Origin of the sequence: Proteiniphilum propionicum (assembly GCF_022267555.1) — a bacterium.
Classification (GTDB): Bacteria; Bacteroidota; Bacteroidia; order Bacteroidales; family Dysgonomonadaceae; genus Proteiniphilum; species Proteiniphilum propionicum.
This window is the reverse complement of record NZ_CP073586.1, coordinates 56,950-76,965: the sequence shown is the minus strand read 5'-3', so window position 1 is coordinate 76,965 and position 20,016 is coordinate 56,950. Positions and strand designations below refer to the sequence as shown.

General features: G+C 41.3%; 13 protein-coding genes. All 13 read right to left on the bottom strand.

Annotation, left to right across the window (positions count from 1 at the left end; translation table 11 throughout):
* Window positions 1-243: 243 nt before the first annotated feature.
* Entirely contained in the window at window positions 244-2,229 is a 1,986-nt protein-coding gene (locus tag KDN43_RS00285; RefSeq protein WP_238867709.1) for an MGH1-like glycoside hydrolase domain-containing protein, read from the bottom strand.
* A gap of 32 nt (window positions 2,230-2,261) precedes the next feature.
* On the bottom strand, window positions 2,262-5,423 hold the full coding sequence (locus KDN43_RS00280; RefSeq protein ID WP_238867708.1) for a glycoside hydrolase family 2 TIM barrel-domain containing protein: 3,162 nt from the start codon (window positions 5,421-5,423) through the stop codon (window positions 2,262-2,264).
* 15 nt (window positions 5,424-5,438) lie between these two features.
* Window positions 5,439-6,041: a lysine exporter LysO family protein gene (locus KDN43_RS00275; RefSeq protein WP_238867707.1), complete on the bottom strand. Its 603-nt coding sequence runs from the start codon at window positions 6,039-6,041 to the stop codon at window positions 5,439-5,441.
* Entirely contained in the window at window positions 6,038-6,322 is a 285-nt protein-coding gene (locus KDN43_RS00270) for a LysO family transporter (protein ID WP_238867706.1), read from the bottom strand. Before KDN43_RS00270 ends, KDN43_RS00275 begins: the two co-directional genes overlap by 4 nt.
* A 316-nt stretch (window positions 6,323-6,638) precedes the next feature.
* The gene (locus KDN43_RS00265; RefSeq protein WP_238867705.1) at window positions 6,639-8,162 is read right to left on the bottom strand and encodes a RagB/SusD family nutrient uptake outer membrane protein; all 1,524 of its coding nucleotides are present in this window, start codon (window positions 8,160-8,162) and stop codon (window positions 6,639-6,641) included.
* A gap of 15 nt (window positions 8,163-8,177) precedes the next feature.
* Window positions 8,178-11,348 carry a SusC/RagA family TonB-linked outer membrane protein gene (locus KDN43_RS00260; protein WP_238867704.1) on the bottom strand — a complete coding sequence of 1,057 codons (3,171 nt, stop codon included), beginning with the start codon at window positions 11,346-11,348 and terminating at the stop codon, window positions 8,178-8,180.
* Window positions 11,349-11,566: 218 nt separating this feature from the next.
* The gene (locus tag KDN43_RS00255) at window positions 11,567-13,210 is read right to left on the bottom strand and encodes a tetratricopeptide repeat protein (RefSeq protein ID WP_238867703.1); all 1,644 of its coding nucleotides are present in this window, start codon (window positions 13,208-13,210) and stop codon (window positions 11,567-11,569) included.
* A 343-nt stretch (window positions 13,211-13,553) separates the two neighbouring features.
* Complete coding sequence (gene porN / locus KDN43_RS00250; RefSeq protein WP_238867702.1) at window positions 13,554-14,528, bottom strand: type IX secretion system ring subunit PorN/GldN; 975 nt, start codon at window positions 14,526-14,528, stop codon at window positions 13,554-13,556.
* A gap of 49 nt (window positions 14,529-14,577) precedes the next feature.
* A complete protein-coding gene (gene porM / locus KDN43_RS00245; protein ID WP_238867701.1) occupies window positions 14,578-16,128 on the bottom strand; it encodes a type IX secretion system motor protein PorM/GldM in 1,551 nt (516 codons plus the stop codon).
* A gap of 11 nt (window positions 16,129-16,139) precedes the next feature.
* Window positions 16,140-16,922: a type IX secretion system motor protein PorL/GldL gene (gene porL / locus KDN43_RS00240; RefSeq protein WP_238867700.1), complete on the bottom strand. Its 783-nt coding sequence runs from the start codon at window positions 16,920-16,922 to the stop codon at window positions 16,140-16,142.
* Window positions 16,923-16,947: 25 nt separating this feature from the next.
* A complete protein-coding gene (porK, locus tag KDN43_RS00235) occupies window positions 16,948-18,366 on the bottom strand; it encodes a T9SS ring complex lipoprotein PorK/GldK (RefSeq protein ID WP_238867699.1) in 1,419 nt (472 codons plus the stop codon).
* Between the two features lie 180 nt (window positions 18,367-18,546).
* Complete coding sequence (locus KDN43_RS00230; protein ID WP_256448715.1) at window positions 18,547-19,590, bottom strand: PorP/SprF family type IX secretion system membrane protein; 1,044 nt, start codon at window positions 19,588-19,590, stop codon at window positions 18,547-18,549.
* Window positions 19,591-19,794: 204 nt separating this feature from the next.
* Entirely contained in the window at window positions 19,795-20,004 is a 210-nt protein-coding gene (locus KDN43_RS00225) for a DUF4834 family protein (RefSeq protein ID WP_238867697.1), read from the bottom strand.
* Between the last annotated feature and the right edge of the window lie 12 nt (window positions 20,005-20,016).

The window sequence follows — 20,016 nt, the reverse complement described above, 5'->3', positions numbered from 1 at the left end:
TCTTTTATGAAAAAATGATATTATATTTTCAGGTGATTATTACGTCATATCTTTTATTTTGAGGCTTTTTCAATTAATGCTTCGTTAAAACTTCATTTATAATACTGACAGTCAATAATTTATGTCACATCCTTAAAAAGCGTCATACTCGATTGATATTCAGTAAATTATAAGAACTGTTTTAAAAAAATTACCGAAGTATTGAATCAGACACAGTAATGGGTTATGTTTTTCAAAAAACAATCATTCCTTTTTTAGAAAGTCTGTTAAATGAGGATAAAAAAAATCCTCATTCAGCACCCTCCCATAGTCGTCATACAGCATCAATAAGTGTGAGGCACTCCAACTGAAATGAGGGGCTTTTAATCTTTCACCGTTATTAGTACCATAGTTTTCGTGAATAGGAGCATTATCTTTTAGGCCCTCCAATCGGTCGAATACCTGTAATGTATATTCATCTGCCTTTTTGCTGTAGCCGTAATTACGCAAACCACGAATAGCAAAGTAGGTCTGATCGAGCCATACGGGCCCTCGCCAATATCCTTCAGAATTATATTTTGGATTATCGGCTGCAACTGTTGGAAATGGAATATAAGTTGAGAACTTAGTTGAGTCTTCCAGCAATGGCAGCATTTGAGCCACCTGATCCTTAGTTGCCACTTTTGTCCATAAAGTCGCATAAGCCTCACATCCATACTCTTCAATGAATTCTCCATCGGGCAGGCGACGATCAAAGAAAAACTTATTCCTTTTGTCGAAAAAATAGTTTGCAACATTATCTGAGCATATCTCTCCTTCGAAAGGAATACCCAGAATAATTGCAAATTTCTTTAATAATTTTGATTCCAGAGCAAGGAATGCATTCAGATCTACACTTTCCTGATCCATACTCCATGCATCATCGAAAGGAATATTTTTCAGCATTGCAGTATCATCAAATCGGATGGCATTGTCCATTCCGCTCTCCCATGCTGCAGCCTCCAGAGTACCGTCTGAGGAACCATATTCGCATATACCGTTATTATCATGGTCGCGTTTAACGTACCACCAGTTATAATATGCCATAAGCTGCGGAAACATCTCCCTGACAAAAGCAGTGTCATTTGTATTCGTGAAAATTTCATCAACAGCCCAGCAAGCAAGAGGTGGTTTGCTATTCCTTCCATTATTTTCAGAAGGATTGGTATAGATACAATCAATAATCATTCCATCCGGTAGTTGATAATCAAACATAGCCCGTATGTTATTCCTGGCCAACTCAGGATTGAACTTAGCCAGTGCTGCAGCAAAGCGCCATGAGTCCCATGCCCAAAATCCTACAAAGTAACCAACTGCGTGACTTGGTACAACTCCTTCATGCAACAAACCTCCACGATGAGTCCGCCAATTTGATATAAGTGTAACAATCGATTTTACAGCAATGCGATCATATTCCGGTTTCATATCGGTTCTAAGAACCTTTGTAAGATATCTGTTCCATCTTTTCTCATTTTCAAGCAAACAGATATGCTTATCGTTCAAAATTTTCAAACTCTTCTGTAGCCCTACAGCCAACTCTTTATCGGAAGTAAAAAATGAGATAACAACCTGTGCTTCCTTGTTAGCATCGTTGCAGACAGCCTTGTAGTTGTTTTCACTTTTTTTGATAAGGATATCTGGTCCGAAAGTGAGCAAAACAATTTCGCCTGAGTGATGACGCGCCACGACAAAGTTCTTGTTTGTTTCTATTTCCATCTCATCGTTCCACTCATCACCACTGAACGCCAGTGTCCTGTCTTTATCAGTAACAATGGTCAACAGTGCATTTGATGCATCTATAAAATGTAGTGTCTGACTGATTCTGCCATTTGCTGAGAGTGCCGACAAATAGATTTCACCGGGATAATAATTCGTTGAATCTGGAGTGAACACGTCGTTTTCAAAGTCTGCAAAACTGACCTTAACGGCTGATTTTGCGAGCCACTGACGTCGATTCATATCGAGGCTGAAAGGTCCACAAAAACCATTGACCCACTTTTTGTCCTCGGGAATGGTAAAGCCCATCCAGGAGCCGGCATCGGTGAACCAGCCAATAGCATTCTTCAGTGAATCAGGGGTATAGGCAATATCGAAAATATTTTCGAATTGATATCTTTTCCTCTCTTCAGCCCTGTGAGAGCAAGGTTTGCAAGTTATAAAACAAGCAATTAAAATTGGAAAAAGAAAAGATAGAAAGTTATTATTGAACATATCTCTGAATTATTGTAGCTTGATGAATGTTATTATTTAAACCAACTATTATTTGCCTCTTGTACTGCATCGTCTTTTGCATTTAATGGCTGAAGCGTGAAACTATATTTCCACTCTTTGGGTGTAATAGTATATTCTGGATGTACCTGAGCTCCCCAGGTATTGTCGCCTCCTACTCCCATCAACCGGTGGTCGATATTCAACCAAACCATATCTTTCTTTTCAATGCTACCCCCATGGCGCCGTTCCACATTAAAAGGAACATAATCAATATCCTCTTGCGGAAAATTCCATGCGCTTACGTTCAGAGGCTCGGTACCTCTTATTAGCACACCCTCGCCATTATTATTGCGAAGAGCGACCCAGCGTACATCTGTTTTATTTGCTGTCTCCTGTGCCCTGACATAAGGATGAAATTGATCCCAGACTGAAGCTGTGTAAAGCCCTATCAAAGAACTTGTTTTACGATCAGCATAGTTCTCATGAGGGCCCCGCCCAAACCAGGTCATAATATCATACTCAGAATTGAGTATCATCCTCATTCCTAAACGTGGCATCTCCGGTAATTCCTTGCTACCTGGTGTAAAGTGAAGTAACACTTTGACAGCTCCATCAGAACGGACCAGATAAGTGGTCTGAAAGGTTGATTCCTGTTCAGGCATTTTATAGTTAACTGTTATTGTTGCAAGCTTTTTGTCTCTGTCTACAGTACAATTTATCTCTTTAAGCTGCATGTCCCTGGCTGCATGTCTCCAGGTTGCGCAGCGGTTTAAATGTCCATTTGCCACATCATTATCGGTTAGAGGGCGCCAGAAGTTAGGCCTGAGTCCTTCCTTAATGATGTTTTTATTATTATAAGTCAACTCTGTCATCTCTCCTGTACTTTTAGAAAATACAATACGAAAATCTAACCCGTTTAAAATGAAATTATCTGTTGTAGTCTCTGAGTTAAGCACTCCTTTTACCTCCTTTACAGGGACCTCCGTATTAATTATAGGCATTGCCCACTGCTCCATTGCTGATAAGTAATTTTTGGGAATAAGCAGTGATGCCTCTTTTGTATAGGCTTCTAATTTAAGAAAATACTCTCTCCCATTAATCTGAGTTGATTTAATCGGCAAAGATATCAGTCCAAAAGAACGTGGTGCGATATCAGGAAATTCCATCTCTCCGTTTTCTATGCATATACCATCAGCTTCAATATTCCATCTCAGCACATAGTTGTCTAAATTTATAAAGTCGTGTCTGTTTGTTATTTTTATTTTATCTGATGTAAAAGGGGAAGGTTCAAAATGAATATATTGATACACCTTCTTTACTTCATGGATGTGGGGATGCAGTGAACGGTCTGCTGCAACCAGGCCGTTGGCGCAGAAGTTTGAATCGTTAGGTACTTCCACAAAGCCCATATCTCCTCCGTAGCCCCATATACTATTTTCTTTCTCATCTTTAATGGCAAAAGTAGCATCCACCCAATCCCATATAAATCCGCCCTGCAGCTGGTCGTATTTATAGATCAGGTCCCAGTAGTCCTTAAGATTTCCAACGCTGTTACCCATGGCGTGTGCATATTCACACAATATCAACGGCCGGCTGTCGCGCTGGTTTACATGTCGTTGCAGTGCCCAAATACGGGCATACATTGGGCAGTAGATGTCAGATTTTGAATCATACCCCCCACCTTCGTATTGCACAGGCCTGGATGGATCAGTGGCTTTGGTCCAGTCATAAATTGTTTCTAAATGTTTGCCGTAACCCGATTCATTCCCAAGTGACCAGGTAACTATTGATGTAAAATTTCGATCGCGAAGAACCATTCGACTCATACGTTGCATAAACGGCATTTCCCAGTCAGGATTGTTTGCCAGGGTTTTGTCTTTGTGGTTCATCATACCATGACTTTCGATGTTGGCTTCATCTATAAGGTATAATCCAAACTCATCACACAGAGAGTACCATTCATAGCGGTTTGGATAATGACTTGTCCTTACCGCATTGATATTGAATTGCTTCATCAGCCTAATATCTTCTATTATGCTTTCAACGGTGATTGAACGTCCGTTGTTTTTATCATGTTCGTGACGGTTGACCCCTTTAAATAAAATAGATACACCATTTATTAACTGCATGCCATTTTTCATCTCAACAGATCTGAAGCCAAACGGATGAACAAATGATTCCAATGCCTCACCATTGGTATCAAAAGTATTAACAACCAATTTGTATAAATAAGGTGTTTCTGCACTCCAGGGGTGAACGGCAGGAAAGAGATTTCGGGCATTCAGAGTCGTGTCTGATGAAGATTTAATTCTCTTGGTGTGTTGATAAATTACTTTATCTTTATCCATCACCTTTACTTCTACTGTCGCTCCCGCTTTAGGTTGATTTAACTTGATATCCAGGTTGAACTCTCCATCTTTATATCTGTTTACCAATCCTGCAGTCAATATGAAGTCTTTTACGCGAATTGATGGGCGTGCATACAAATATACATCACGCTCAATGCCACTATATTTCCAATAGTCCTGGTCCTCGAGGTAAGATCCATCACTATACCTGAAGACTTTGATAGCGAGCTTGTTGGTGCCCTTTTTTAGAAGCTTTGTTATATTGAAACGTGCAGGCAGACGACTATCTTCGCTATAACCTGCCAGTTCACCGTTTACCCAGCAGTAAAATGCAGATTCCACTCCTTCGAAGTCAAGAAATATATTCATTCCTTTCCATCCTTGGGGTATAGTAAATTCACGAACATACGCACCCACGGGATTATAATCTTCCGGTACATATGGAGGATTTGCGGGGAAAGGATAATCGACATCGGTATAGATCGGTGCGTCAAATCCCTGTAATTCCCAACTTCCCGGAACTTTTATATTATCCCATTCTTTTGTGTTATATTCGGGTTTATAGAAATCTGTCGGTGCGGTATCGTTGTTTTTTGAATAAAAGAACTTCCAGATGCCATTTAATGAAACTCTCCGTTCTCCCTTTTTGTTTATTTCAAACCGCTTTGATGCATGCAGTGATTGTTGAAATAATGCATTTGCCTCATTTATGTATGGTACAAAATGTGCATGAGCTGGCTCGCGATTTATTTCATTGATAAGTGGATTTTGCCAGGGTACATTATCGGCTTTTGACAAAAAAGAGACGATAATGAAAATAAATAAGATATAATTGGAGAGTTTCATAATTAATTGAAATATTTATATTGAACAGAAAAGGACTACTAGGAAGGGTACACTTAAATCTACTGTAAAACCATGAAAAATTGAAACAATGACAAAGCTTTGTCCCGAGAAGCGGGCAATTATAGGCAAAGTAGTATCCATAGTTGTTGCACCACCTGCCGATATTGGAGCTAATTTGCCAAAGTATTTCACTAGTAGCGGTGCAAAAAGCAGGGTGATTATTTCACGTGAAATATTTGAAAGCAATGCAATTGTTCCCAACTCAGCACCTTTATACTCGGTTATGAAGATACTTGATAACGAATAATAGCCGAATCCTGCCCCAACAGCTAAACAATCTGTTAGAGTACGATGTGGCAGCATAAGACTTGTTAATGCGCTGCCTGTTAGAGTGCCCAGGATAGTAGTTACCGGTAACATCACCAGACGGGGATTTAGCGAACGAAAGCTTTTTAATGTTTTGGAATCATTACCTATACTAAAGCCAACAAAAAACATAAGTGCTGCCAGAGCATAATAACTCAGTTTGCTCTGGGCAAAATCGTAAGGAATAAGTTTGAACACCCCTGTAAGAGTGCCTAAGATAAAGAAAGCCACTATTACTAAGCTCCCTTTCATTGATGAGCCTCCCCTTTTGTGTCCCTATTAATCCATTTCCATAAATAGCGAGCTCCCACAACGCTGCCCAAAACAGCACCAATAGTAATTACGAGTGCTTCCAGCCCAATAGTGTGAAGCCCGTTCATTATAGCCTGGTCGCTCCCTACGTCTATTCCAAGCAGAAAGAGCAATATCCATATAAAGACTGTTATCACTCTGCTTGTGCATGTTATCCTCTTCTTCCTAAACATATACCCAAAGAGAATGCCAGAGAGCATCAGTGTAATAATTAAAAACATAGTTGTTTCGCTTTAGAATTGACAAATAATTCAGATTATATACAAGGCGGCACTTATTAAAATTTATGCCGCCTTGACCTATCTATTTAAATTAATCGTAATTAGTTTAACTTTCGCATCCATTAATTAAAAGGCAATTAGCTAAACATTAGATCTCTATTTGTTTAGAGATATATCTGTTGAGTTCTCTCCGAAAACCTCAAAACCCAATTTTATCGGTTTGCAACTTATTGAAAATCAATGTTCATCTTGTGAAATTTTCAAGAAAAAAGACTTATCGGAGGAGACTCATCTGTTTCATACGAAAGTTCAGTTGTTAGTCGATTTGATCGTTGGCATTTATCTCTGTGAGAGGAACAGGGTAGAATGAGTTTTTCTCTGTATCGAACGTTCTCCCAACTGCTGTCATTGCTTCTTTTAATTTACCCCATCGGCGCAGATCATACCATCGCCAGTTCTCCAGTGGGAATTCAACAATTCGTTCATGTTCTATCTGATTGCGTACATCTTCCTGCGATGTGCCCGACATTCCAGGCATATCGCCGTGAACACTTCTAACCTGATTGATCAAGGGAATGGCTTCTGTGGGTTTTCCCTGTTCATTCAATACTTCAGCTTTCATAAGCAGTACGTTGGAATAGCGCATGAGAGGAATGTTGATTGCACATCTGCTTTTTGAAAGAGCGTCCATATCAACAGGCATGAATTTTCTGAAAGCCGGGCGGTTATATGCATTTCCATCGCTATCGCTGAACCAGTCGTCGTAGTTATAGCCATAGACACGACCGGTTCCATCATTGTAATAGTCACATTGAAAGAAAATTGTTTCATATAAACGCGAATCATAGCGACCGGTTGTTGCAATCTCCCCCTCCTTAAAGTAGGTTTCCATAAGTTTATTGGAGGGAAGTATTTCGTCCCATCCCCATAGCTCTTCAACACCTATCCAGCGATGTAACTGAGTGCGGTAGCTAGCTCCATTTGCGGTACTCATTGATGTTTGCAGCTCGAAAACAGACTCTTTGCAGTTTTTATTACTCCCATCAAACATACTTGAGAAATTTTTCTCAAGTTCATAACCCTCCACTTTGTTAAATGCATTAAGTGCTTCTTTCAAAAAGTCAGTTTTATTGCTCTCCTCTTCATATGCACGTGTAAGGTAGGCAAATCCCAGGTAAGCATAGGCAGCACCCCTGGTTGCCCGTCCCAGATTATCGGCATTGTAAGAGGCCGGAAGGGCAGTGGCTTTTTTCAAGTCTGATATAATAAAATCCCATGCGTCTGAACGTGATGAAAGTCCTTTATTTAAATCTTCCTGATTGGTAATATACTTGTCACGAATAATTATCTCTTTCCAGTTAAGGATTAGTTTCAGATGATAGTAAGCCCGCAAGAAGTGTGCTTCGTTCACTATCTGTTCTCGAACACCTGTATTTATTTTATCATCAGGGATAAGTGATACTTTTTCAATTACCTGATTTGAAAAGCTTATACCCTTATAATTATTCCACCAATAGCTACTAACCTGTGAATTACCGTTTGTGTTGGTGAAATTATAAAGATCTACCCAGTTAGGATAGTTTCGTGCGTCATTACCCATAAGAATTATATCTTCGCGATAGGCTTCAACCGGCCATTTTACCTCGGCAAACTCCCATACATCGATGTAATATTCCAGTTGAGAATAAGCTGCTGCTATACCGGCTTCTGCATCATCTTCACCTCTCCAGAAGCTACTTGAAGTTAATTGATCGGGAGACTCTACCGTTAAAAAGTCTTCACATGAGCTTAGCATGTGCGACATGAGTATGAGTGCGGATATATAAATATATTTCTTCATATTATGTTTTTTTATTTAGAATGAAAGTTGAGCACCAACTGAAAATTGGCGGGTAAAAGGGAAAATTAATTTATCGATCCCTGCATTTAAAACGCTTGAGCGTGAGAATTCAGGATCAATCCCTTTATAACCTGTAATAGTAAATATATTTTCACCACTTACAAAAAAACGCAAGTTGCTAAGATGTAAATAATTTACAGTTTTCTTTGGAAAAGAATATCCCAATTGCAACAGGCGGAGACGGATAAAATCACCTTTTTCTATAAATCTGTCCGATTCTTTTAGGTTGCCGTTCGGGTCGTTATAGATAGCACGGGGCACATCAGTATTAGTATTGTCAGGCCTCCAGGACTGAAGGGAAGAAGATAAAAAGTTTGATCCTGAGTTCATCCCTTCATAGAAATATTTGTTGCCGTTATAGATTTTATGTCCCCAGGCGCTTCCAAGTACTGCCGAAAGATCGAATCTATTGTAATCAAGAGAAAGATTTAGGTTTACTTCAAAGGTAGGAATTCCCGAACCGCAATATATTTTATCATCATCATTAATTGTGCCATCTTCATTTGTATCTACAAATTTTATATCGCCTGCATCAGCATATGGCTGGTACTTTTCGCCGTCTGCATTTACATAAGAACGTGCCTCAGCATCACTTTGGAAAAGACCATCGGTTTTGTAGAGATAAAAAGCGCCGATTGGTTTACCTTCCCGTGTCTGAGTAGGGAAGTGCTCGGTACCATATTTCAATCCTTCCCCATAGAGCACTTGACCTTCGTCTGCCAATGAAATAACTTTATTGTTCGTCGTGCTGAAGTTCAACCCTATGTTATAGTTGAACTCCCCTTTTTGTTCTCTCCAGTTAGCTTCAAATTCTACCCCCATATTACGCATTTTGCCAACATTGAGTATAGGGTTTGTCAATCCTGCCGATGGCGGGAGTGCTTTGATGATTAACAAATCTTCTGTCTGATTGTAGTAATAATTTAAAGAACCTGACAGCCTGTTATTTAGTAAACCATAATCCAGTCCAATATTTTTTGTATCGGTGGTCTCCCATTTCAGCGAACGGTTTTCCAGCCCGCGCGCAATGCTCCCTGCCCAGGCGTTATCACCGTTGCCTTTTACATATCCCTGATACATAGTGTTATATGTGCTGATTAAAGCCTGAAAATCATAATAGCCCAAAGCATTTTCATTACCAAGTCGCCCCCAGCTGGCTCTTAATTTTAAATTGTCAATGATTTCGTTCTTAGGGAAAAAAGACTCTTCGGTTATCCTCCAACCCAGGGCAACAGATGGGAAATAGCCCCAGCGGCTGTCAGCTCCGAACTTTGAAGACCCGTCACGCCTGACAGTTGCTTGCAATAAATAACGGTTGTCATAGTTATAATTCAATCGGCTGAAAAATGAAGCACGATTGTATTCCCACTTCGATCCATCACCACTATAGGTCCCTCCTGTTCCTGCACCTATTGTTGAAAAATTGGGATCTAGAAATCCGCCTGGTATTTCATTAACGACCAGGCTGCCATTTTCTACTTTGTATAGTGTTGTTTTACCTTCTGCAGCTACTGTGTTCCAAGTATATTTGCGTGCAGTCATCGATGTACCTGCCATAGCATTAATACTATGCGCTTTGAACTCTTTATTGAAATTCAATACATTATCCCAGACATTCTCTTCCCAATAAGCAGTTGTTTCGTTATAGAAAGTATAATCACGTTTCGATTTTTCATCAGCAATATAAGGGGGAGTATGATACGTTTGACGTTCGTTTACACCACGATACGAATAGGCCGTTTTAAAACTGAGCCAATTGGTGAAATTAACCCCGACAGACACATTACCCGATGTATAATACTGTTTACTTGTCGACTTTTCGTAATGCTGGTCAGCAACTATATTCCTGTTGTTAGGCAATCCATCAAAATTAGTAAGGCCAAATCCATATTCTTCATTTTCGTTATAAACTGGTACCAATGGTGATATCATATACATCTCCTTTATCTGATATTCAGGCTGTTTGCTATCTGTAAATTTAAAAGAAAGATTAGCATCAATATCAAATATGTTCTTTTTGGCTTCTATTTTCATACGTGCATTATCTTGACGGAATTTGTTACCCAGGAAAATCCCCTTATCATTGGCACGGTTGTATGAAATTGAATATAAGGACCCATCTCCCCCACCTCTAACGCTCAGCATGTAGTTTTGTGATAAACCTGTGCGCAATACAGCATCTTGCCAGTCTGTGTCAATTCCTGTATTTTTAGTCACATAATCAGGAAGGTTTGCCAATCTGTTTCTCCAAGATCCATTGCCCTGGGGATCATAAATATCCTGGTGATTTTCAACATGGTTGTTCCAGTTTTCATACATCTCTTTGTGTTTGGATTTATATTCCTCAGCATTCAGCAACTTTAGTTGTTTTGAGATATCAACCATACTTACATATGTGCTGAAATCAATTTTTGTTTCCCCTTTTTTACCATTCTTGGTAGTTATAATAATTACACCATTGGCCGCAACCGATCCATAAATTGCTGCAGCAGCACCATCTTTTAAAACTTCCATCGACTCAATATCCTGGGGATTAACATTCTCAATATCACCGGGAAACCCGTCAATAATATATAAAGGCTGGTTGTTCCCAAAAGTTTTTACACCACGTATTTTCACTTCCACACCTGCACCTGCATTTCCACCGGACTTCATAATGTTGACACCTGCAATTTTTCCTTGTAAAGCTTCTGCAGGATTGGTCGTGGTGCGTTTTGAAAGTTCTTCAACATTAACAGATGAAATTGCTCCGGTCATATCACTCTTTTTTAGTGATCCATAACCCACAACAACCAATTCTTCCAACATCTCAACATCTTCTTCCAGGATAATATACAGTGTTTCTCTTCCATTCAGTTTAATTTCTTGAGTGATGTATCCAACATAAGAAATTACAATAGTAGCATTTGGCGAAACATTTAGACTGAAATTACCGTCAAAATCCGTAACCACTCCCTTTGCAGTTCCTTTTTCTATTACACTGGCCGCAACTACAGGCTCATTGTTTGTGTCAAAAACAGAGCCGCTTAGTTGAATATTCTGCGCCATTCCACTAAAAGGAGTAATAAACAGTATGAAGAAAATAATCTGCATAGTCCAACTCCAAAAACAGTATTTTTTACCCATATAAATTAATTTTTTAGAAATATATAAAATTTACACTGAGTAAAATTAACAAAGATGAAAACCGTCGGCAAATAATCAAACACTACAAATTAACTACAGACCAGACTTGTAGACCAATTAACTTGTCTACATCAAGTGAAGATATATGGCTGTAATATAGTGTAATGAGAGAATACAGATGTCTACAACTGGTAATATGAAATAATCAAAAAACAACTTTACAAGTTTTGAAGGTATTCGGTTATATTGTCACTTGAAGATAAGTTAAGAGATTTTCTTAAACGATAACGATTCATGTTGATGGTTTTTGGTATTTTCCCGGTAAGTAATGCAATTTCTTTGGTTGATAGATTTATAAAAAGCAACAATGCCAGGTCCTTTTCTCCTTGTGTTAGGTCGGGATGAAGCTTTGTTAACCGTTGCAGAAACTCCATGTTTTTCTCCTCTACGTTCATTAAAATATTGTTTCTCTCTTTGTCCATGCTTTGGTATTGGGCAATGAAAAGATTGAGGCTTTTTAAATGATTGCTTAGTTCATCGCCGGTCATTTTGTATCCTTGCCTGATCATATTGCGTAACTTTACTAAAAGATCATTCTTGCTCTGGAGGAAGACTGCAAATGTTGTAAGTTCTTTTCTTGTGTTATTTAGAGATTTTTGAGCATTCTCCAGTTCTGTTTTCTGTTGTCTCAATTTCAATTCTGCAAGCTGACGATTAGATTGCTCCAGCATATAACGTGCCTCCATCAACTCAATGAATTTCTTTCGTTTATACCATTTTGAGAAAAATAAACTTATTGTTACCAGCAAAATAATCAGTACTATCAAAATAAAAATATTGCGCTTAAGTAATTCTATTTTATAGTTTTGCTCTTTATTTTCCGCAGCTCTTTTTTGATTCAAATATCGTTTGTTTGAAATATCCTGCTCCACACTTCGCAGTTTGTTGCTACTTTGCAGTTCATTACTTAACAAGTATAGTTTTTCGAACGATTGATAAGCTGTTTTATAATCCCCCATGGCAGCATACACCCATGAGGAATATTCGTAGTTGTCGCAAATAAGTTCTTTTGCTCCAATTGATGTGGCAATTTCAAAGGCTTTCGACAATGCTTTTAACGCATTATCGTATTGATTAGCATAAAAATATTGCTTTCCCAGGTTATTGTAGTTTTCTCCTAACGACCATTGAGCGTTCAGATTTTTATTGATGACGATAGCCTCTTTGATATATTCAATTTTCTTTTCATTATCACCCTTATATAAAGTCAGGTTGTTAAGATTCCCTGCAACTTCTTTCATAAGCTTTAGCGAGCGGTTAATGCTTAATGCTTGTAAAAAAAACTGCTCGGCAATATTAAATTCATCCAGGTTGTAGTGTATTATTCCACGGTTATTATAGCACAATGCAATTGAGGCGGAGTCACCTGTAGTTTTAAAAATTGAAGTAGCTTTGTCGTTGAATTCAATTGCCTTATTGTAATCAGTCAGACTGCAATAGAGTCCCCCCATAAGTGCATATATTCTACCCTGCAGTGTACTATTGGATGGTGTAACTGATTCCAGGGCATCATATAGCATTCTTATGCTTGAATCAAAATTCCCCAATAATTTCTCTGCCAGGCTATAAGCCAGCATCGCCTCAACCTTTTGGTCGTTATTTTGCCCCTCTTTTTCGTACGATGCTCCAAGCTTAATTGCTTTTGCCGCATACAGAACAGCCTGTTCGGGGTTTGTAAAAAGTATCTCCTTTGATTTATCGATCAACTTTTCCACTTCGTCATTTACAAAAACATTTGGAGCAGAACTTAAATGTAGTACAACAAAAAAATTGATAACAATTAGAAAAATATAAGGTTTCATGCTGATACATTTACTATTCCAGCAAAAATAGTTATTAATATTGAGATATTTATCTTTATCCGGTTTAGAATGTTTCCGTTTTCAGTAAGATCAGGAAATTTGATTAAATCCGCCTCAATGAACATTGGTATCGCACTGGACAGTCGATTTTCTGTTGATCTGTTGCCTACAAAGATATTACAAGAGACTTTATGATGGTATCTCACTTGAACCAATCTTGTATATAAGGAATTTTCCAGGAAACTACAGGGTATTGAAATCAAATGAAAATAAACTAATGAGGCAGCTGTCATTCCGTCTCATGGATACGGTCAGGACTTGTAGCATGTACTTAAGGATTTTGTCAGTACCTATGGCCGCGCATGGAGTGTTTGTTTCCCGAGGAGCTTGGAGTGCCGGCAGAGATACGCTTGCTGCCGCGGCGGCTTGTTTGGCGGGGCAGGGTAACAGCCTTTTCTTCACTGCGGATGAGTTTTTCAAAATCTATCAGCTCTTTTTCTATCCTTTCCTGTTCGGCTTTCATCTCTTCTGGCGTGGAAGTGTATTGCGAGATGGCCAGGTTACGGGGGTTCATGGTCTTGTAAATCTCACCATAGTAGCTTCGTTTTCTGAAAAAATCGTCAATGGTGCCGCTTATACTATTATTGAAGGCTGAAGACATCACGGGTATACGGCGGGTGTAGGGTTCAAGTTCACTGTATGGTATCCAGAACAGGGGGTAGCGGGTAGCGGAGGATGCAACTTCTTCATGCCGGAAAAGGATGGGGCAGAGGGCGAGGGGCTTCACCCGTAGTGTGGATGTTGTATTGTCGAAGTAGTATGCCTCCTTCAGATAGTAGCCCAGCACCTCTTTGGAGGGCACATCGGCATCGTTTACCACAATTGTACCATTGACTGTATCGTGATATATATCGAACCGTCTTAATAGTTCCGAAAAATCGGTCAGGTACTCCTCCGTGAACTCCTCACGGCCATCGAGGTATTCATAGGCCTGGATACGTTGTGCTTGCAGCAGGCGGAAGATCATGGAGAAAAGGTCTATTCTGCCTTCTGAATGTGCTCCCGTATAATAGAGCGGTGCGTTGGCCTCGTGGGAGAGGTCGAGATAGCGGTAAATGACACGCGACCATTTTGCATTTTCAATCTCTTTATCCTGCCCTCGGTTCATCTGTTCCATGCGGATACTTGTGGCGGAACTCTGTATCAGTGACTCACTCTGCTGTTTCCGCTCTATCCTCTCCCTTGCCGTTTCCTGAGGGTATATTGCTTCTATTCCCCCTACCAGCAGCATGATCAGTATAATGGTTATTGTTCTCATATGATTCTATTCTAACGCTTTGTAGTCATTCTATTTACTCTCCATTTTTTTATTGTACTCTCACTTCCATTACCGCTATCTCTCGTTCGGTACCGTCGGGGCCGGTAGCTTTCACACCGGATATATAGAAGTAGCTTCCACGTGAGAGACGCCGTATCTGCTCTTTCTGTCTTTCCGAAAATAGGCTTCCGTTGGAGACCTCGGGTATGGCGTTGCCCATGGAGTCGAAAAAAACAGTACGGAAGGTTCTCACCTGAAAGGGTACGGAAAGAATGCCATCGTCTATAGCAGCTTTTATGCCATCGGCCTTCATCAGGGATGCTTTAGGCAGGTTCCCTCCTTTAAACATTATCAGATTCCCTTTGGCATCGCTCTGCTCGATATATGGGGAGGGGTCGGGGAGAGTGCGTACCCTGAACTCCCGGGTAGCCACCCGGCGATGCTCTCCGCCAGCAGTACGTGCGGAGACGGTGATGGCGGTGTTTTGTCCTGCTGCCGCTGGATGTGCAATCCAGCTGTTCCCCCGCCGCGCAAGCGTTCCGTTGGTCATTGTAGCGCTTACATCCTGAGGTGCGATTCCAGGAACGGAGATATCTATCTCGTTGCCGATACCTGCGTACAAAACGTTCATCATTGCAGGGGCAATGGTGGCGGACGGTTCGACCACAGTGTAACTTCCCGAAAAATTGCGGCGAATAACGTGACCGTTGCCACCGGTTATCTCCAGGTATCCTTCCACTGGAAAGGTGCCGGCGTTGTTTGCCGGGATGGAAACAAATCCTTTATCTGCATCATCCAGCAGCTTGCCGTTCACAAAAACGCGCGGATGCCTGGTAGAATCTTCAGCGGAAAGGATGACTCTGGCGTTGTAGGCGCTGCCACGTATCACTATGCCGGACTCGGGAATTATATATGCGTTTAGCCGATTTACACCGATGTCACCTACATCCACACTATTAAGGATGTTGGTGAGGGCTTCCCCTTCAGATGAGCGGATGTCATTCTCAATCTTCGTTAACATGGTTATTGCCGCTGTCAGGGGCATATGCTCAAAAAGGGAGGCCTCCCAGCTTTTGTTCCCAGTTTTGTATTGTGTGCTGAGGTTTTTTTTGATAATCGCTTTGTAGCCGGGGTCCGGAACTAAAAGTGCGATCGTTTCACGATAGCTGTCGATGGCTCTCCTAAGTTTTTTCCCTTCTCCGTTAACAGGGGACAGCATCACTACTGATGCAGCTTCCTGATCTTCTTTGTGTTTGATATTACTGATATCTGCTCTCTTTCCATCGGCCTTCCTTACCATACGGTATTTTAGCTCATTGATATAGCTTGTGAGTGAGTCGCTCATTGTACGCACCTGTACTCCTTTCCGGTACCACTCTCCCGCCTTTTCCGGGTTTTGCTGATTGTAAACTGACAACTTGTTCATAATAAGCTGGTTCCGCTCTAGCATTGTGGCAGAGGAGTTTTTAAGGCTGTTATCCACCAGCTTAAACCCGTCAAGTACTTCAACAGAGACGTTGAGGGCAAGCATGGCTATAAAAACCAGGTACATCAGGTTGATCATCTTCTGGCGAGGGGAATTGGGACTGTTTACTGCCATGGAGTTGGTTATTATGGATTGTTGTTTGCAGTGTTATTGCTCCTGTTTAGGGTTATGGCATTCAGCATCCTGGCATATACTTCGTTCAGTTCTTTGAGCCTGCCGGCCATTTTTTCTGTCTCCTCACTGATAACAGACCCATCGGGTATAGTATCGTTGTACATTGTTTTGATACGGGCCAACCCTCTATTGATCTGCTCAATGGTATCGATTTGCCCGCTGATGCTCCTTAAATGGATCTCATAGATGGAGTTTAGCCCCGACAGGGTACGGTTGAGGTTTTCTATCTGATTACTGTACTCACGGGCATGCAGGGATAGATTTTGTGTTATCTCTGTTTCGGCATCCCGGGTAAAAGGTTGTGAAACAGGTTCTCGGGGAGTCATGCCGCTGCCATCATCTTTATTCTGACGGACACTGGCTTTAGTGGTGTACCCAAGGGGATTTGATACTCCAGTTTGTGATGGTGCAGTTGTTGAATCGTTAAGGCCTGTTGTTTGTGAAGAAAGGCCGGGATACTTTTCCGGTTTATGATTAGAGAGGGCAGGGAACACCTGCTCCCAGCGGTAGTCGCGTACCGGGGTGTCGAATGCCGAAAGGATAAAGACAACCACTTCGGTGATCATACCAAAAAAGAAAATCTCGTTGCCGAAAGGGAAGTGCAGCAGATTGAACATCGCTCCCAGTATAACGATAGCTGCGCCAAAGCTGTAGGCGAAATTGATGAACCGTTTTCCCTGTTCACCTTGAAGGAACTTTTCTAGCCTGTTTTTATATTTTTTGTATGCGATCATATCTTTTTTTTGTTGATGTTCTGTTTTATCTGCTTCCTCCCACCTGTGTTCTGACACAACGGAATCCTATAAAAGAGCGCCCGCGGTTCTGGAACTCACTGTCGCGCATATCGGAGCGGATAAAGGTGGATATATCCTTCCAGGAGCCTCCCTTTACCACTTTTTGTTTCATCATGTAAGGGTCTTCTGTAGTGGCATTGTAGCTGTATTCGGGATTCAGGTCGCCCATCAGTTCATTTCCTGAACCAGTATAAGCAGTAGATGTCCATTCGGCTACATTTCCCGCCATATCATATAAACCCAGATTGTTTGGGCTAAAACTTCTTACCTTTGCCGGTATAAGGTGATTATCGGCAGCATAAGCTCCGTCACCTGGCTTGAAGTTAGCCTGGTAGCAGCCGCTTTCGCTTGTTGTGCCGTCGCTTTCCCAAGGATAACTGTTCCCGGAATTGGCATTCCTTGCAGCCATCTCCCATTCTGCTTCGGTGGGGAGACGGTATTTTTCAATCTTAATGTCTTCCCGGTTTATACTTCTCCTCAAAAACATAGTACGCCACTCACAAAAGGCGGTTGCCTGTTCCCATGAAACTCCTACCACGGGATGGTGTGCATATGCAGGGCTGGCAAAGTAGTTGCGCATATAGTAATCGTTTTTGGCATTTGGAAAATCGTTAACCCAACAGGTGGTGTCGGGATAGATATTTACGATGCGAGTGTGAACAAAATCGTAGAGGCTGCTCAGCGGACGAGTGATGGTCTCATTCACTATGCGTCCGTCGGGTGCTATGTATGCCGTATCTTTCGAGATCAATACCACCTCATCAGGGTTAATTGAAATATCGGTGTTGAGTGTCCTTTCAGCCGGATTCAGACGATGCTCACGCTTGGCCGCTTCTGCCTCATCGAACCACTCATAACGGAAGTTCAGCTGACTGGCATCGAGCATTCGTTTTCCGGTGATGGGGTGTATTTTGTAAATGCTGTTTATGGCTGCTTCTTCCTCTTCAGTATTTCTTGTCCATGGAATGGGGAGTGACCAGTTGAGGCGGGGTGTGACAGGGTCTCCATATTCATCTTCGCTAATCTTGTAGAAATCATCACCCGCCCATGCCGGATCGGCCAGCCGTTCACGTATAATGGAATCGCGCACCCAATAAACAAACTGCTTGTATTGTGAATTGGTGATTTCGGTTTCGTCCATCCAGAAGTTATCTACCGAAACACCCCTGGTGGAAATGGTGATCCCCCATAGCGAATCGATCTCACCCGGGCCCATGTTGTATGCACCGCGAGATACCAGCACCATGTTGTAGGGAGTGGGTTCATTCCACACCTTTCCCACGGGTACGCCTGTGAGCTCTCCCCCCGTGCTGCTCCAGGTCCAGCGCCTTCCACAGGAAATGACCGTGGTGAATAGCAGTAATAATAAGATGGATCTTCTCATGCAATATCTTTTTAAAAATCAATTATAAATTCCTTTATAGATCTTTTTGTTTCTTCTCAAATCGGTGCTACCCTGGTTTTCACCTTATTTTCACGTTCTTTACATCACATCACTTTTATGCAACAAATCTGAAGTATCATTCGGGTAGTAAACGATTTTGCTTTACGCCAAATCACTTCTCTACAAAAGCCTGATGCTTTTATGTGGCTGACGGGCCGACTTAAAAATGCAGGATGAGATGTTGTACCGCAGATACAATTCGTGGCTGCCCCGGCTGTCTTTTCCCATTCCCTTAGAATGAAAGGAGCAGGCATAACCAAACTCCAGATCTTCAAGGTTGGCCCCTGTAAAAATGGCATACCCGTCGCCTTTCCGCCACGAGATTCCGCCGGAGTATTTTTTATCATATTCCAGACGAATTGTTGTCAGCACCTGTGTATCGCCGGGTTCGGTTTCAAGCAACACTATAGGTTTTATTTCTAACGGATAAAACAGTCTTATATTGCATCCGGCAATAAAAATATAGGAGCGCGGAACAAAAGAGTCATTAGAATTGGGTTGCAGGTCATTGTAGTTAGTGTTGCCTGGGGATGCGTCGGTTATACTAGCTGTATTTGAGGCAATGGGAGTATTGCCGGTGATGGAGTCGCTGAAAACGGAAAACCGTGGACGACCGGTGTGCATGGCTGATATGCCTGCGAAGCTGTTATCCCCTATCCAGGAGATACCTGCATTTAGGTCGAACACTTTTCCGGAGGCACGATAAACTTCCACTGTGCCCCTCATATCCTGTTGGGTGTGATCGCCGGTAATACTGATGCTTCCCGGATCGAAGGCAAGGTTGTATACCCCTGCCTGTAAACCTATGTTTAGAAATCCTTTGCCTGCAGGCTGCCTGAGGCAGTACTGAGCTGCCAGCAGTGAGTTGCGAAATGTCCCGCTAACATCGTAGTATGCAACCACACCGGCGGCATGCAGCCTGTTATGGAACAAGAAAGGCATATCGCCTGTAATGAGCATTCTTTGCGGGGCGTTTTTTATACCTGTCCACTGATATCGGTACAGTACAGTTGCTCTTATCTGGCTACCCTCGCCCGCAAATGAAGGATTATAGTAACCTTTTGCCATCCAGTAGTGACTGAAAGGAGCATTCCACTGAGCCTGCATATGTAGTAGACAGCAGGCTGACAGAAACAGTAAACACAGAAACCTTCGTTTTCCCATCAACTATATAACTGAAAAGCGATGGAAAAATTGTGTTTAAGCGGTTACTTCTTAGCTTTTCATCATCTCAGAAAAATATCTTTTATTTTTTGCGAAAAGTGTATATGAATGTTAACAAGATGCCGCCTGCTTTTTTAAAAAAGGGGCTGCCCTTTTGGAACAGCCCCATCATTGATATATTGATCTATTGTTTACAATAAAATATTATCTGTTATGATCTTTTATTTCCACAAAATCCACATCTTCCGCTTCACTTGATTCAAATCTTTTTTTTTGATATTCGATGATACGATTTTCCTGTGATTCCGGTTGTTTATTCTGTCTGGACTGTTGCCGGCCGTAATTTGAAGAATGTCTTGTACGTTTTCCCAATAGCCATCTTCCGAATGATTTCATCAGGAAATAAACAGCCATGAATACTAAAAA